Source organism: Streptomyces sp. 71268, assembly GCF_029392895.1.
GTDB lineage: Bacteria > Actinomycetota > Actinomycetes > Streptomycetales > Streptomycetaceae > Streptomyces.
In genome coordinates this window covers 8,095,213-8,111,110 of sequence record NZ_CP114200.1, presented here as the reverse complement: position 1 = coordinate 8,111,110, position 15,898 = coordinate 8,095,213, and the positions used below count along the sequence as shown (strand labels likewise).

At 74.0% G+C, this 15,898-nt stretch carries 9 protein-coding genes and 1 pseudogene; 2 read left to right on the top strand and 8 right to left on the bottom strand.

Annotation, left to right across the window (positions count from 1 at the left end):
- Positions 1-151: 151 nt before the first annotated feature.
- The 7 genes and pseudogenes from OYE22_RS32240 to OYE22_RS32210 form a co-directional block, all read right to left on the bottom strand.
- Positions 152-844, bottom strand: coding sequence for a spherulation-specific family 4 protein (locus tag OYE22_RS32240; protein ID WP_277323738.1), 693 nt, complete (start codon positions 842-844; stop codon positions 152-154).
- A complete protein-coding gene (locus tag OYE22_RS32235) occupies positions 841-1,746 on the bottom strand; it encodes an NAD(P)-dependent oxidoreductase (protein WP_277324421.1) in 906 nt (301 codons plus the stop codon). Before OYE22_RS32235 ends, OYE22_RS32240 begins: the two co-directional genes overlap by 4 nt.
- A gap of 8 nt (positions 1,747-1,754) precedes the next feature.
- Positions 1,755-2,468, bottom strand: a complete 714-nt coding sequence (locus OYE22_RS32230) for a nucleotidyltransferase family protein (protein WP_277323737.1) — start codon at positions 2,466-2,468, stop codon at positions 1,755-1,757.
- Positions 2,469-2,597: 129 nt separating this feature from the next.
- Positions 2,598-3,719 carry an SDR family NAD(P)-dependent oxidoreductase gene (locus OYE22_RS32225; protein WP_277323736.1) on the bottom strand — a complete coding sequence of 374 codons (1,122 nt, stop codon included), beginning with the start codon at positions 3,717-3,719 and terminating at the stop codon, positions 2,598-2,600.
- Positions 3,720-3,783: 64 nt separating this feature from the next.
- Positions 3,784-5,295 carry a hypothetical protein gene (locus OYE22_RS32220; protein ID WP_277323735.1) on the bottom strand — a complete coding sequence of 504 codons (1,512 nt, stop codon included), beginning with the start codon at positions 5,293-5,295 and terminating at the stop codon, positions 3,784-3,786.
- Positions 5,292-6,834: pseudogene (gene pelF / locus OYE22_RS32215) on the bottom strand (GT4 family glycosyltransferase PelF). Before pelF ends, OYE22_RS32220 begins: the two are co-directional and overlap by 4 nt.
- Positions 6,835-7,227: 393 nt before the next feature.
- Positions 7,228-9,417, bottom strand: a complete 2,190-nt coding sequence (locus OYE22_RS32210) for a hypothetical protein (RefSeq protein WP_277323734.1) — start codon at positions 9,415-9,417, stop codon at positions 7,228-7,230.
- 758 nt (positions 9,418-10,175) lie between these two features.
- Here OYE22_RS32210 and OYE22_RS32205 point away from each other — a divergent pair.
- Positions 10,176-11,654, top strand: a complete 1,479-nt coding sequence (locus tag OYE22_RS32205; RefSeq protein WP_277323733.1) for an ornithine decarboxylase — start codon at positions 10,176-10,178, stop codon at positions 11,652-11,654.
- Positions 11,655-11,690: 36 nt separating this feature from the next.
- Here OYE22_RS32205 and OYE22_RS32200 read toward each other — a convergent pair whose 3' ends face one another.
- On the bottom strand, positions 11,691-13,091 hold the full coding sequence (locus OYE22_RS32200; RefSeq protein WP_277323732.1) for an NADP-dependent succinic semialdehyde dehydrogenase: 1,401 nt from the start codon (positions 13,089-13,091) through the stop codon (positions 11,691-11,693).
- 389 nt (positions 13,092-13,480) lie between these two features.
- Between OYE22_RS32200 and OYE22_RS32195 the strand changes: the two genes are divergently transcribed.
- The gene (locus OYE22_RS32195) at positions 13,481-15,856 is read left to right on the top strand and encodes a phosphoketolase family protein (protein WP_277323731.1); all 2,376 of its coding nucleotides are present in this window, start codon (positions 13,481-13,483) and stop codon (positions 15,854-15,856) included.
- Positions 15,857-15,898 lie beyond the last annotated feature (42 nt).

Here is a 15,898-nt window from a genome sequence, read left to right as displayed (position 1 = left end):
GACTCGCGCGGGGCCGTCTCGTGCGGGGCCGACTCGCCGGACCTGGTCGGTGACGGCCTGTCCGCCTGATCGTCGTTCGTGTCGCCGTTCGAGCATCCGACCAGCACCAGCAGCGCCGCGCCGGTCCATGCCGCGAGCGAGGTTCGCGCCGTCACCCGTCGTCTCCCATGCCGTTGTCTCCACCAGACGGGGGATACCGCCACGGGTTGCTCCCCTCCCCCGGCACCGCGCAGTGCAGCGCCGCTCCGCGATCATACGATGTATGGGCCACCTTTTTTCGCTGGCTGTCGGGCACCCCGTACACCAGGTGGCAGAAACGGCGCGGCGCGTGCCCGGACGTCCACGGCGGGACCCGGGCCCGTCGGTAGCTGGCCCAGTCGCCCTCGAAGGTGACCAGGACGTCCGCGACGTCGGCGTATCCGGGGTCGGGGTGGGTGCCCGGGTTGAGGACGGCGGTGGGCGCGCCGAGCAGCCGGGCCGCGCGCACCAGCCGCCGGTAGCGCGGCAACAGCGCGCGGTCGGCCGCGACCTGGTCGTAGAAGACCCCGTCCACGCCGTACCAGCGGCGGTGGCGGTGGACGTCGGCGAGTACGGCCCTCGGCGACCGGCGCCCGTACGCGGTGTCCACGTAGCCGAGCAGGCGTACGCCCGCCGCGCGCAGGTCCCGCGCCACGGCGTGGAAGGCGGGGTCGCGGTGGCGGCCCGGGCCGTCGGCGGCGTTGAGCACCACGGCGTAGAGCTGTCGCGCGCGCCCACGGAGCGCCCGCCAGGCCGCGGGGTCCACCGTGGGGTGGACGTACAACGGCACGAGCAGACGCCCCGGGGGCGGGGACGCGGAGGTCATCGCGGCGCTTCGACGGGCTGGCCGGTGGCGGCGGCCCACAGGTCGGCGAGCGACTGGTCGAAGGTGTAGCGGGGCTCCCAGTCCAGCGCGGCGGTGGTCGTGGTGATGTCGGCCCACGCGCGGGAGGCGGCCGGCGAGCGGCCCGATCCCGCGCCGCTCTCGTCGACGCGCCCGCGGAAGTCGGCCAGCCGCGCGAGCCCGGTGGCGACGGCCCGCACGGGGTGGGCGGTGCCGCTGCCGAGGTTGAGCACGGGCGGCAGTGGCCCGGGGGCGGTGGTGGCGCGGCCGATGGCCCGCGCCACGTCGCGGGCGTCGACGAAGTCGCGGTACGCGGACAGGGCGCCCACCCGGACGGTGCCCTCGCGGTCGGCCTCGCGCAGCAGGGCGGCGAGCCGCCCTGGCAGGCTGCTGGTGGGCGAGCCGGGGCCGATCGGGTTGAACACCCGCAGCACCACCGAGTCCAGTCCGGCGGAGGTGACGGCGAGCGTGCCGGCGAGCTTGGTGGCCCCGTAGACGCCGAACGGGTAGGTGGGGCTGGACTCGGTGAGGGCGAGGTCGCCGCCGGAGGTGCCGTACTCGGCTGCGGAGCCGAGGTGGACGAGGCGGGCGCCGGGGGCGGCGTCGGCGAGCGCCGCGCACAGGGCGGCCGGCCCGCGGGCGTTGGTGCCGGCCAGGGCGAGTGAGCCGCCGCCGACCGCGCCCGCGCAGTTGACCACGGCGTCCACGCGCAGCGCGGCCAGGGTGTCGGTGAGGTGGTCCACGTCGATGGTGGCGAGGTCGATGTGGGCGTCGGCTGCGGGCGAGCGACCGCCGGTGAGCACCCGCGCGCCGGGCAGGGCGCGCAGGTGCCGGACGGTGTGCTCGCCGAGGAAACCGCTGGCTCCCAGGACGAGGATGCGCATCGGGTCGGTCACGCTCCCTTGATGAGGACGCCACGGCGGTGGGTGAACTCGGCGTTGGCGCGGTCGTAGTCGTCGGGCCTGCCGATGTCGAGCCAGTAGCCGTCGAAATCGTAGGCGTGCGGTGGGGTCTGGGCCCCCAGTAGGTCGAGGACGAGTTCGTCGAAGCCGAGCGGCAGGCCCGGCGTGTAGGGGTTGAGGGTGTCGCGAGAGACACCGTAGACGCCCATGGAGACGCGGTAGTCGATGCTGGGCTTCTCGGTGAAACCCACCACCCGCTCCGACTCGGTGGTCAGCACGCCGAAGTCGATGTTGACCTGGCGCGCGTAGGTGGCGATGGTCAGCGGGGCGCCGCTGGTCGCGTGGGTGCGCAGCACGTCGCCGAAGTCGAGGTCGGTGAGGATGTCGCCGTTCATCACCAGGAAGTGTTCGGGAAGTCGGTCGAGCATGGTCAGCAGTGGGCCCATGGTGCCCAGCGGGCTGTCCTCGCTGCTGTAGCCGACGCGCAGGCCCCACTGGGAGCCGTTGCCGACGTAGGCGCGGATGATGTGCCCGAGGTGGCCGATGGCCAGCGTGCAACTGGTGAAGCCGGCGGCGGCGAGTTGGCGCATCACGATCTCCAGGATCGCGTGCCGGTCGCCGATGGGCACCAGCGGCTTGGGCAGGGCGGTGGTGTACGGGCGCAGTCGTACGCCCTTGCCGCCGGCCAGGATGACTGCGTGCATGGAGGGTTCCTCATCTCCTGTGGGGTCCGCGCGGGGGGTGCGGACGGGCGGGCGGCGTCGCCCCGTCGGGGGTGGGGTGCGGACGGGACAACGCGGGGTGGGGACGGCCCCGTCGGGGCCTCGGGGTGGTCAGACGTTGTAGCGGTCGGTCTTGTAGCGGGCCAGGTTGGCCGGGTCGCGGAAGAAGTCGATGGTGTGGCCGAGGCCGTCCTGCAGGGTGTGGGTCGGGGCCCAGCCGGTGGCCGCGCGCAGCCGGGAGGCGTCGCAGACCAGCCGCATGACCTCGGAGTCGGCGGGCCTGATGCGCTGGGCGTCCTCGCGGACCTCCAGGGTGGTGTCCATCAACGTGCCGATGAGGCCGACGAGTTCGCCGACCGAGATCTCGCCGCCGGTGCCCGCGTTGAAGGTGTGGCCGACGACCCGTTCGGCGGGGGCGGTGCCGACCGCGAGGAAGGCGGCGGCGGTGTCCTTGACGTAGCTGAAGTCGCGGGTGGGGCGCAGGTCGCCGAGGGTGATGGCGCGCTGGCCCGCGGCGACCTGGCCGATGACGGTGGGGATCACGGCGCGCATGGACTGGCGGGGCCCGAAGGTGTTGAAGGGGCGCAGGGTGACCACCGGGGTGGCGAAGCTGGCGTGGTAGCTGTCGGCCAGCCGGTCGCCGCCCGCCTTGGAGGCGGCGTAGGGCGACTGGGTGTTGATGGGGTGGTCCTCGGTGATCGGCACGGTCTGGGCGGTGCCGTAGGTCTCGCTGGTCGAGGTGTGCACCAGGCGCGGGATCTCCTGGTGGCGTACGGCCTCCAGGACGTTGAGGGTGCCGGTGACGTTGGTCTCCACGTAACTGTGCGGGGCGCGGTAGGAGTACGGGATGGCGATGAGGGCGGCCAGGTGGTAGACGGCCTCGACGCCGGTGACCAGGCCGGTCACGGAGCCGGGGTCGCGGACGTCGCCGAGCACCACCTCGACCTGGTCGAGCACGTCGGCCGGCAGCGTCTCCAGCCAGCCGAAGGAGGAGAAGGAGTTGTACTGCACCATCGCCCGCACCCGGGCTCCCGCCGCGACCAGCGTCTCCACCAGGTGCGAGCCGATGAACCCCTCGGCGCCGGTGACGGCGACGAGGCCGGCGCCGGCGGCGGATGGCGTCGGCGCCGTGGCGGTGTCACGGGCGGGGGCGGCGGTCGCGGGTTCCCGGTTCGGCTCGGCCGCGGCGGTCGGCGGCCGGCGGTGCGAGGGGGGCGTGGGGGTCGGGGACATGCGGGGGCTCCGATTCTGGTGGGTGTGCGTCGTGCGGGCGTTGGTGGTGCGGTGTGCGGGCGGGTCAGCGGTGTGCGGTGATGCGGCCGAGCAGCGCGGTGGCGGCGCCGAGCAGCACGACGGCGGTGGCGGTACAGGCGGCGAGTTGGACGGAGGTGGGCGTCCAGACGTGCAGGGCGAGCGGCAGCGTCTCCACACCGGCGGCGGCCAGCGTGGCCAGCGCCGGCGTCCACGCGGTGCCGAACGCCTGCAGCAGCAGGCCCAGCCACATCACGGCGCCGAGGGCGACCACGGCGAGCAGCCGCTGCGGGCTCGGGTGCGGCCCGCCCGGCCAGACGGCCGCCGTGGCGTGGACGAGGACGGCGAGGACGGCGAGGTAGCCGGCCAGGCAGCGGGCCAGCACCCGGGCGACGCGCAGCAGCAGGCCGCCGGCCGTGGTGCTCTGGCTGAGCGCGGCGAGCGCGAGGCCCCGGCAGCGGTAGAGCAGCCACTCGGCCAGGCCCATGCTGAGGGTGAGCGCGATGACCGAGGGGCCGGTGAGCGAGGCGCCCGCGCCGTAGCGCAGCACGTCGCCGAGGACGGCGACGGAGGTGAGCACCGCGCAGCCGAGGCCGAACAGGCCGTAGGGCACCGACTCGCGCCAGCGTGGCCCGTGGGCAGACTCCCCCGCTCCCCCGGGGTCGTCGGGCGGCTGCCGCCGCCCCGCGACGGCCCGCCGCAGGGCGTGGGCCGCGTAGGCCAGGGCGATCAGGACGGTGGCGGCGGGCAGCGCGGCGCGCGCGGCGACGGGCAACTCGACGCACAGCATGGCGGCGGCGCCGACGGCGGTGGGCAGCAGGCTGTACAGCAGCTCGCGTTCCTTGCCCAGGACCAGCAGGGCCGTGGCGGCGGCGAGGTAGCAGGACTGGCCGGCGGCGAAGACCGTGGCCCCGACGGGACCCGGCAACGCGAGGGCCGCGGCGAAGGCGAGCAGCGCGCCGACGGCGCCGCCGACGCGCAGGCAGGCGGCGGCCGCGGGGGTGCCGCCGAGCGCGAGCCAGCGGTAGGCGCGGTGGGCGAGTGCCTGGTTCCAGGCCCAGCCGACGAGCGCGGACGCGGCCAGCGGGACGGTGCCGGCGGAGAGGCCGAAGCGCCCGCTCGGCCCGTCCAGGAAGGGCGCGCTGAGCACGTAGCCGAGCCCGGGCAGCGTGAACACCACGCCGCGCAGCAGGAACCGGCCGGGTGCCGCGCGCCAGGGGTCGGGGCGCGCGGGTGGTTCGGGGTAGCCGCGCGGGACGCGTGCGTGGAGTTCGGCGGCGAGTTCGAAGACGTCGCGGCGCCCGAAGCGCTCGGTGATCTGTTCGCCCGTCAGGCCGTCGGCTTCGAGGAAGGCGGCGATCTCGTCGGGGTGGACGGCCGCGGCGCAGACGTCGGCGAGCCGCTCGGCGAGGTCGTCCAGCGGGTCGTCGGCCCAGGAGGGGACCGGCCGCAGTCCGCGTCGGTGCCGGCGCTCGCCCGCGGGCTCGGGCCGCTCGGCGCCGTGGCGCGGCCCGTGCGCGGGTTCGGGGCCGGGGACCAGGCGTAACGGGCCGCTCATCCGACACCTCCGGCGGCGATCGGCTGGGCCCAAGAGGGGCGCGTGGCGCGCGTCGGGCGCGCGGCCTGCAGGGCCCGGTGGTGGCCGGAGAGGTCCTGGTAGATCTCCCGGAAGGTGCTGATGGTCTGGCGCAGCGTGAACTGTTCGATGACGCGCGCCCGGGCGCCCTCGCCCATCCGGGCCCGCAGCGCGGGCTCGTTGAGCAGGCGCAGCGCGGCCTCGGCCATCCGGGCCGGGTCGCGCGGCGGTACGACGATGCCGGCGTCCCCGACGGCCTCGCGTACGCCGCCGACGTCGGTGGAGACGGTGGCCCGGCCGCAGGACATGGCCTCGATCAGGGTGAAGGGGAATCCTTCGCTGACGCTGGAGAGCATGACGACGTTGCCCGCCGCGTAGGCGTCCTTGATGTCCTCGACGCGGCCCTCGAAGGTGACGGCCTCGGCGACGCCGAGTTCGGCGGCGAGTCGTTCGCAGCCTTCGCGGTACTTCTCGGCGCCGCGCGGGGTGCCGCCGAACAGGCGCAGGCGGGCGGCGGGGAGCTTGTCGCGGACGACGGCGAAGGCCCGGATGAGGGTCTCCAGGTCCTTGATCGGGTCGACCCGGCCGGCCCAACTGAGCGTGGGTGTCCCGGGTTCGGGCCCGGCGGGTGGGAAGGCGGCGGGGTCGACGCCGTTGTAGACGGTGCGGATGCGCTCGGGTGGGGTGCCGCCGTGCTCCTCCCAGCGCCGGTTGTACCGGTTGCCCGGGGTGACCAGGGCTGCGGTGCGGTAACTCTCCTTGGCCAGCAGCCGGAAGAAGCCGAGCAGCAGCGCCTTGACGGGCCAGCGGTAGGGCTCGGCGCGGAAGCCGAGGTAGCGCTCGCGCAGGTAGACGCCGTGCTCGGTGAGGAGGAACGGCGTGCCGTGCTGGTGGTGGGCGACGAGGCCGGGCAGCGCGGCGAGCCCGCCGCTGACGGCGTGCGTGACGGAGGTGGTGGCGGCCGGCCTGGCGGCGAGGGGGCGCAGGGCGTGCTCCAGGAGGTCGGTCGCGCTGAGCGCGTCGTGCAGGGTGGGTCGGGCGGCGGCGGTGGCCAGGGTGGGTCTGGTCCACAACCGGGCCAGCACGCGTGCCGCCCGCTCGGTGCGCAGCGCGGCCGACAGGGTGCCGTCCGGTGCGAGGTCGGCCAGTCGGTACAGGGCGGCCGGGAAGCGGTTCTCGTGTGCGGGGTCGAGCAGGGCTGACAGGAAGTCCTCGTACCCGTCCAGGAAGCGGCGCAGTGGTCTGCCACGGGGGGGCGGGGCGGGGGTGGGTGGTGCCCCACAGTGGCCAGTTCTCGATGCTCCGTACGTGGGCGGGCGGCTGCCAGGACAGGGGCTCTCGGCCGGTGCCGGTCACCGCCATGATGTGGAAGTCCACATCGGGCATGCCGTTGATCAACTGGTCGCACCACACGCTGACTCCGCCGTGGCTGTGCGGATAGGTGCCCTCGGTGAGGAGGGTCACCGAGATGCCGTCCGACAGCGGCTCGCCGCTGGTGGGCGCGGTGCGTGGTCCGTGCATGGCCGTTCTTACTCCCGAGGGGACGGTGCGTGGTCTCTCCCGACACGCCTACGGCGCCCACGGGGCGGAGCCGGGTGCCGTGGGCGCGCCGGCGAGCCCGGCGAAGGCGGCGGTACGGACGGGGCGGTGGGGTGGGATCACCTGGTGCGGTGGGGCGGGGTGGGATCGCCTGGTGCGGTGGGGCGGGCGTCGGCCGGGCGGCACCGACCCGTTGGGTGGGCGGGCCGGTGCGCGCCGTGCCGCCGGTGTGGCTGGGCGGCGGGGGCCCGTGGCTCGGGCTCCTCGGGGTGGGGCCGGTGCGCGGTGCGGGCGCCCGGCTCGTCGCAGGCGGGGCGGCCGGTGCCGCTCGTCGCCCGCGACGGGCCGCCGGCGCCGGCCCCGCGCCGGTCGGTGCTAGAACGCCGGTCGGTGCTGGAACCTGATGTCGCCGGGCCCGTACGGCACCGGATCGCGGGTGCCGTCGGGCACCGGGAGTCGCTTGGCCGGGGTCGCGGGCGGGTCGGCGGGGCCGGGCCGTGGCGGGTCGGTCGGCGTGCCGGCGTCGGTCAGCGTCAGCTCGACCTCGGTCGCCTCCTCGTCGGGCGCGGCCCAGCCGGAGCGCAGCCCCGCGTACGGCGAACCGAACGGGATGCTCCCCTCCTCCGTGCGCTGCTCGCTGCCGGCGGGCAGGGTGGCGGTGACGTCGGTGCCGGCGGGGGTGGTGACGGTGACGGTGTCGCCGATCCGGTAGGCGCTGGCCTTCCCGGAGGTGAGCGCGTTCCGCCAGGCGGCGCGCTGGCGCAGCTCCGTTCCGATGTCGCGCATCCGGGAGTTGACCAGCGGCGTGTTGTCGGCGAAGAGCGCGGCGTAGTCACGCAGGATCCGGTCGAGCACCGGGTAGGCGATGCGGTCCTCGGCCAGGTTGGACTGGTGGATGAAGTGCGGTCGCGGGTCGTTGTTGGTGACGTGCGCGAGGCCGATGTTGGCCTCCAGGGGCACGATGTACGAGGCGTAGCCGGTCTCCGGGTCCAGGGCCTTGGGCAGGCAGGTGGTGTTGGGCGCGGTCTCACAGGTCCCGCTGCCGCCGTCGGCCTTGCGCGCGTAGATCCAGTTGTACTCGTCCACCTGCTCGGCGGCGCGGCCCGCGTTGTAGAAGACGTTCATCGGGTAGCGGGGCACGGTCAGCGCCGGGCCGGCCGCGCGCTGCGCGGACTCGCGGGAGGAGTCGCTGCCGATCCAGGCCACGTCGCTGTCGCGCAGCGCGGGGGCCAGTGCGGGGTTGTCGCTCGGCTGCTGCGGGCGGCTGGCGAGACCGGAGTGCTCGCCCGTGACGAGTTCGCTCCGGTCCACGGCCAGGCCCTGCCGGCCGGCCCAGTCGAGGTTGTCCTCGATCTGCTGGAAGATGGTGGAGCCGCTGGTCCACCGGGTGCGGCCGAGGAGGTCGGTGGCGCACTTCCACGGCACGACGCTGGCGTCCTGCACGCAGCCGAGGAAGAGGTGGTTGTAGGTGTGGTTGACCCAGCGGTAGGCGTGCTGGTCGGCGAGGAACTGGTCGGCCAGCGGGTCCTCGCCGTCGTTCGCCTCCCGGTGCGCCTCGCTGCCGCCGGCGTTGTACGCCATGTCCAGGGTGAAGTCGCGCGCGGCCGACCAGGTCCGCGCGTACTCCGCGTCGCCGGCGGTCATCCGGATCGGGTCCGGTTCGGCGCCGTCGCCCGCCGAGCCGCAGTCCACGTCGCCGGGCGTGCAGTTGAGTTCGCTGTCCCACCGGTCGTCCGCGCCGAGGACGTCGTCCACGTGCACGGCGAGGTAGTTCCGGTCGGCGCCGAGGTGGATGCCCTGGGTCAGCCACTCCACGATGCCCCGGGCCAGCAGCCGGTACTGCCGCTGGTGCTGGTTGTAGACGAAGGTGACCACCAGTTCGCGGCGCCCGTCGTGGGCGTACTCGCCGACCAGCGACCCCCTGGCGGTGGTGCCCGCGAGCGGCGCGTCGACGTAGCTGGTGAACTTCCCGTCGCCCGGCGGCTGGGCGAGCGGTACGGCCAGGTAGCCGTAGCTCTCGGTGACACCCGGGTCGTTGTCCTCGAAGGGCACGGCGCCGTCGAGGTAGCCGAACGGGCCGGCCGCCCCGGCGCCGGTGACCCGCGCGGTGCGCCCGTCCAACGGCCCGACGTAGCCGGGGTCCTGCGCGTAGTTGAGCCCGACCTCGGGGCGCGCGTGGGTGTAGGCGTCCACCTGCCGGACGCCGAAGCGCTTCTCGTACGCGGTGATCGCGGCCATCTCCGCGGAGCCGGCGCCGAAGGGGTTGTCGTTGGGCAGCACGACCGCCTGGTACCTGGCGCGGGGTCGGCCGTCCACGGTGTCGCTGAGGAAGGCCGCGTCGATGCGCGGCCGTCCGGTGTCGCCCAGTGCGACGGTGGTGCGCGGGGTTCCCGCGCTGTCGAGTTGGGCCGCGATCGCGGCGGTCGCGGGGCCGCCGTCGTCGACGACCAGGACCCGCAGGTCGATCCTCGGCGCCTCGGCGGCGCCGGCGCCGGCCGTCGGCAGGCCGATGGCGATGAGGGCCGCCGTTGCACACGCAACGGTCAGCCGGGTCACTTGACCCATGGAGACATCCCCCCAGGGATGGTCGGCGCCGGTGGGAGCGCCGACTCGTCAACAGTCGCGCACCACGGCGTGCCGGAGCACGCCACGGCGGCGCGAGGCGATGGACAGCGGAAAGTGGAGGGCACACGACCGGGGCTCCCCTTCCCCGAACGCACGCCGTCTGGAGCACCGCGAGCAACGGTCGTGAACATGTCACGAGCCGACCGGGAGTCACGCCCTGTCGGCCGCCCACCACATAGTGCGGCATGACGATCGCACCGCGTGGGCGTACGGAGAGGTAGCATTCCGGATTTCGTCAGCCCTTGCCGTTCCATGACCGACGCTCTCCGCGCACCGGAACGCGGCGCCGCGCGAGGGCCGTCCGGCGTGGCCAACTGAGCTCCCCGGGATGACCTGCGGCACCGGTGGTCGAGACCAATAGGCACCTCGACACGGGGCGGTCACGGCCCGTGCCCGGATAGCGGACGGTGACGACGGGAAGTCGGCCGAATGGCGCCTGTCGCGAATGCACACTTTGCGGAGTTCGTTGGCACGACGGCCAGCGGCCCTCGCCGTCCCGTGACGCGCGCCACCCCACGACGGCCCGGCCGGGGACGGGCGGCGCACCGTAGCGGACGGATGACGCCCGTTCACCTTCAAAGTGCCCCGGGCGGGGAGATCACGCCACGGAGATCACGTACGGGCCGCGGAGTCGCGGACGGACCCACGATCGGCCTACCTCGGTGGTACGCCCCAGGTCCGCGGGGAACCCGTGGCGCATGGACCAAAGCCAAGCGCCGATCCTGCGTGCCCTCAGCCGTTACCAGTCCGACGGACATCTCTCGTACACGCCACCCGGCCACAAACAGGCGCGGGGCGCCGACCCACGGGTGCGGGCCGTGCTGGGAGACGCCGCCTTCGCCGCGGACGTGTTGGCCATCGGGGGCCTCGACGACCACCAGGAGTCGCGGCAGGTGCTGGTGCAGGCCGAGGAGTTGATGGCCGAGGCGGTGCACGCGCGGCTCACGTTCTTCTCCACCTGCGGCAGCTCGCTGTCCGTCAAGGCGGCCATGCTGTCGGTCGCCGGCCCGCAGCAGAAGCTGCTGATCGGCCGGGACGCGCACAAGTCCGTCGTCGCGGGTCTGATCCTCTCCGGGGTGAGCCCGGTGTGGGTGGAGCCGCAGTGGGACGCGGAACGCCGGCTGGCGCACCCGCCGTCCCCGAAGGCGTTCGAGGCCGCGTTCGCCGCCCACCCCGACGCCCGTGGCGCGCTGGTCACCAGCCCCACCCCGTACGGCGCGTGCGCGGACCTGGCCGCCATCGCCGAGGTGTGCCACCGGCGCGGCCGGCCGCTGATCGTGGACGAGGCGTGGGGCGCTCACCTGCCCTTCCACCCCGACCTGCCGACCTGGGCGATGGACGCCGGCGCTGACGTGTGCGTGACCAGCATCCACAAGATGGGCAGCGGCCTGGAACAGGGTTCGGTCTTCCACCTCGGCGGGGACCTGATCGACCCCGCGGTGCTCGCCTCCCGGGCCGACCTGCTGGGCACCACCAGCCCGTCGGTGCTGATTTACGCGGGCCTGGACGGCTGGCGCCGGCAGATGGTCGAGCACGGCAAGCAGCTCATCGGCGACGCGCTCGACCTGGCCCGGGAGGTGCGGGCCGAGATCGAGACGCTGCCGGGGCTGCACGTGGCCGACCGCGACGACTTCGTCGGGCCCGGGCGCGCCGCGGACCTCGACCCGCTGCCGGTGGTGATCGACCTCGCCGAGACGGGCACCACCGGCTACCGGGCGGCGCGGTGGCTGCGCGAGCACCACCGGATCGACGTGCACCTCGTCGACCACCGGCGGATCAGCACACAGCTCACCCACGCCGACTCGGCCGAGACGACACGGCCGCTGTTGGCGGCGCTGCGCGACCTGGTGGCGCACGCGGACGAGTTGCGGGACGCGCCACGGGTGGCCGTGCCCTCGCCGCCGGAGTTGCGGCTGGAGCAGGTGTGCCTGCCGCGCGACGCGTACTTCGGCACCACCGAGGACGTACCGCCGTCCGCGGCGGCCGGGCGGATCGCGGCGGAGATGCTCACGCCCTACCCGCCGGGCATCCCGGCCGCGCTGCCGGGCGAGCGACTCACCGAGCCGGTGCTGCGCTACCTGCACACCGGCGTGGAGGCGGGCATGCGCGTCCCGGACGCCGCGGACGAGCGGCTGCGCACGGTGCGGGTGCTGGTGCGCGCGGCCCAGGCGGACTGATCGGGTGCGCCCGGGCGCGGCGCGCGTCCGGGCGGCTCACCCGTTCGGCGGGCCGTACCAGACGGTCGTGACGTTGCAGAACTCGCGGATGCCGTGGCCGGCCAGCTCGCGCCCGTAGCCGGAGCGCTTGACGCCGCCGAAGGGGAGCGCCGGGTGGGAGGCGGTCATGCCGTTGAAGAAGACGCCGCCGGCGGCCAGGTCGCGGATGAGCCGCTCCTGCTCGGCCTCGTCGCGCGTCCACGCGTTGGAGCTGAGCCCGAAGGAGGTGTCGTTGGCGAGGGCGATCGCCTCGTCCAGGTCGGCCACCCGGTACAGCGACGCGACCGGCCCGAACGCCTCCTCCCGGTGGATGCGCATGTCGGCGCTGAGGTGGCTGAGCACGGTCGGCTCGTAGAACCAGCCGGCCGGCTGGTCCGGCGGGCGGCGGGCGCCGCACAGGGCGTTCGCCCCGTGCCGCAGCGCGTCGTCGACCAGCTCCTCCAGGTCGGCGCGGCCCGCCTCGCTGGACAGCGGGCCGACGTCGGTGGCCTCGTCCGTCGGGTCACCGACGCGCAGCGCCCGCATGCCCGCCACGAACGCGTCGGCGAACGCGTCGTAGACCTTCTCGTGCACGATGAAGCGCTTGGCGGCGATGCAGGACTGGCCCGCGTTCTGGGTCCGCGCGGTGACGGCCGTGCGCGCCGCGCGCTCCACGTCGGCCGACGGCAGCACCAGGTACGGGTCGCTGCCGCCCAGCTCCAGGACGGTCTTCTTGATCTCGTCGCCGGCGATCGCGGCCACCGACCGCCCGGCGGGCTCACTGCCGGTCAGGGTCGCCGCCACCACCCGTGGATCGCGCAGGATGCCCTCGATGGCACCCGAGCCCACCAGGAGCGTCTGGAAGACACCCGCCGGGAACCCCGCCCTGCGGAACAGCTCCTCCAGGTACAGCGCGGTCTGCGGGACGTTCGACGCGTGCTTGAGCAGGCCCACGTTGCCGGCCATCAGGGCGGGCGCGGCGAACCGCACCACCTGCCAGATCGGGAAGTTCCACGGCATGACGGCCAGCACCGGGCCGATCGGCCGGTAGCGCACGAAGGCGCGGACCGCGCCGGAGTCCGCGACGTCGTCGGGCGCCGGCTGCTCGTCGGCGAGCAGGTGCTCGGCGTGCCGGGCGTACCAGCGCATCGCCTTCACGCACTTGGCGGCCTCGGCCCGGGCGGCGCCCAGCGGCTTGCCCATCTCGGTGGTGACGGTGCGCGCGATCGCCTCCTGGTCCGCCTCCAACAGGTCGGCGGCCCGGTTCAGCAGCTCGGCGCGGTGGGCGAAGCTCGTCGTGCGGTAGTCGGCGAAGGCCGCCTCGGCCCGGTCGAGCCGCTCGCGCACCGCCTCCTGGCTCAGTGCGTCGAAGCTCATCAGGGTCTCGCCGGTCGCCGGGTTCACGGTGGCGATGGGCATGCGGTGCCTCCTTGGTTCGCGGTGCGCGGGGCCACCCGCCGTCTTCCCGCGCCGCGCGAGCACCCGGCAGGGCGCGCGGGCCGTGACCCCGTCGTTCGACCATGCAGGCCCTGCGGGTACCCCGCAAACGCGTCCCTCAGCCCCGCCTCCCCCGTGCCGCCGGAAACCCCCGCGACCAGCCGGCACCCGCCGGGTGGGGTGGCCCTCTCCGGCGCGTGGCCCGTCACCGACCGTAGGTGGCCGGTTCGCCCTCCGTCGCTGGTCACGGGCCCGCCGATCGGGTGCCGGCGCCCGCCGCCGACGCGGACCTGGCTCGCGCGGTCGGCATACCGGAGCCAGGCTGGGTAGTCGGAGACCGTCGACGTCCCCGAAGGAGAAAGGCCCGCTGCATGGCCACACCCCCTTCCCACCCGTTGTCCGACCACGACCTCGCCACGGTGGACCGGTACTGGCGGGCCGCCAACTACCTGGCCGTCGGCCAGATCTACCTGTTGGGCAACCCGCTCCTCACCGAGCCGCTGAGTCCGGAGCACATCAAGCCGCGGCTGCTGGGCCACTGGGGTACGAGCCCGGGGCTCAACCTGGTCTACGCGCACCTGAACCGCGTCATCTCCGCCAGGGACCTGAACGCCATCCACATCACGGGCCCCGGCCACGGCGGGCCGGCCACGGTGGCCTGCTGCTGGCTGGACGGGAGCTACTCGGAGGTCTACCGGGACGTGCCGCGCGACGGGGCGGGGATGGCCCGCCTGTTCCGGCAGTTCTCCTTCCCCGGCGGGGTGCCCAGCCACGTGGCGCCCGAGACACCCGGCTCGATCCACGAGGGTGGCGAGCTGGGTTACTCGCTCAGCCACGCCTACGGCGCCGCGTTCGACAACCCCGACCTGCTGGTCGCGGCCATCGTCGGCGACGGCGAGGCGGAGACCGGCCCGCTGGCCACCGGCTGGCACGGGAACAAGTTCCTCGACCCGGTGCACGACGGCGCGGTCCTGCCCATCCTGCACCTCAACGGCTACAAGATCGCCAACCCGACGGTGCTGGCCAGACTGCCGCGGCGGGAACTCGACGACCTGCTGCGCGGCTACGGGCACGACCCGCTCTACGTCAGCGGCGACGAGCCGCTGGAGGTACACCAGCAGCTCGCCGCCGCGCTGGACACCGCCCTGGACCGCATCGCCGCCCACCAGCAGGAGGCCAGGTCGCGCGGCTCGGCCGGCGCCACCCGGCCCCGCTGGCCGATGATCGTGCTGCGCACGCCCAAGGGTTGGACGGGCCCGAAGGAGGTGGACGGGCAGCCGGTCGAGAACACCTGGCGCTCCCACCAGGTCCCGCTGTCCGGGCTGCGCGAGAACCCCGAGCACCTGGCGCAGCTGGAGGCGTGGCTGCGCTCGTACCGCCCGGAGGAACTCTTCGACGAGCACGGCCGGCCGCGCCCCGAGGTGCTGGGCCACGTGCCGAGCGGTGACCGACGCCTGGGCTCCAACCCGCACGCCAACGGCGGCCGGCTACTGCGCTCGCTGCCGCTGCCCGACATCCACCGCTACGCCGTCGAGGTCATCAAGCCCGGCACCACGCTCCACGAGCCGACCCGGGCCCTCGGCGCGCTGCTGCGGGACGTGCTGCGGGCCACCGACGAGCGGCGGGACTTCCGCGTCTTCGGACCGGACGAGACGGCCTCCAACCGGCTCCAGGACGTGTACGAGGCGAGCGGGAAGGGCTGGCAGGAGGAGATCCTGTCGGTGGACGAGAACCTGGCCCGCGACGGACGGGTCCTTGAGATGCTCTCGGAGCACAACTGTCAGGGTTGGCTCGAGGGGTACCTGCTGACCGGGCGGCACGGCCTGTTCTCGTCGTACGAGGCGTTCATCCACATCGTCACCTCGATGGCCAACCAGCACGCCAAGTGGCTGAAGGTGTCGCGCGAGCTGCCCTGGCGGATGCCGATCGCCTCCCTCAACTACCTGCTGACCTCGCACGTGTGGCGGCAGGACCACAACGGCTTCTCGCACCAGGACCCGGGCTTCATCGACCACATGGTCAACAAGGACCCGCACACCATCCGGGTCTACCTGCCACCGGACACCAACTCGCTGCTGGCGGTGGCCCAGCAGACGCTGGACACGCGGGACCGGATCAACATCGTCGCGGCGGGCAAGCAACCCTCGTTCGACTGGCTGTCCGTCGAGGACGCCGTCCACCACGTCCACCGGGGCGTCAGCGTGTGGGACTGGGCGGGCACCGACACCGGGCGGGAGCCGGACGTCGTACTGGCCGCCGCCGGCGACGTGCCGACCATGGAGGTGATGGCCGCGGCGTCGCTGTTGCGGGCGTTCCTGCCCAAGCTGGCGGTGCGAGTGGTCAACGTCGTGGACCTGATGCGGCTGCTGCCGCCGCGCGACCACCCGAGCGGGCTGCCGGACAGCGCCTACGAGGCCGTGTTCACCACCGACAAGCCGGTGATCTTCGCCTACCACGGCTATCCGTGGCTGATCCACCGCATGACCTACCGCCGCGCCGGCCACGACAACCTGCACGTCCGCGGCTACAAGGAGGAGGGCACCACGACCACCCCGTTCGACATGGTCGTCCGCAACGACATGGACCGCTACCGGTTGGTCATGGACGTCATCGACCGTGTTCCGGGGCTGGCGCTGACGGCCATCGCGGTGCGCCAGCGCATGAACGACAAGCGCGCCGAGCACCACGCGTACATCAGAGAGTACGGAGAGGATCTGCCCGAGGTGAGGAACTGGTCGTGGACGTGAACCAGGGAACATCCGCCCGGAACCCCGGCGACGCCGAGCACG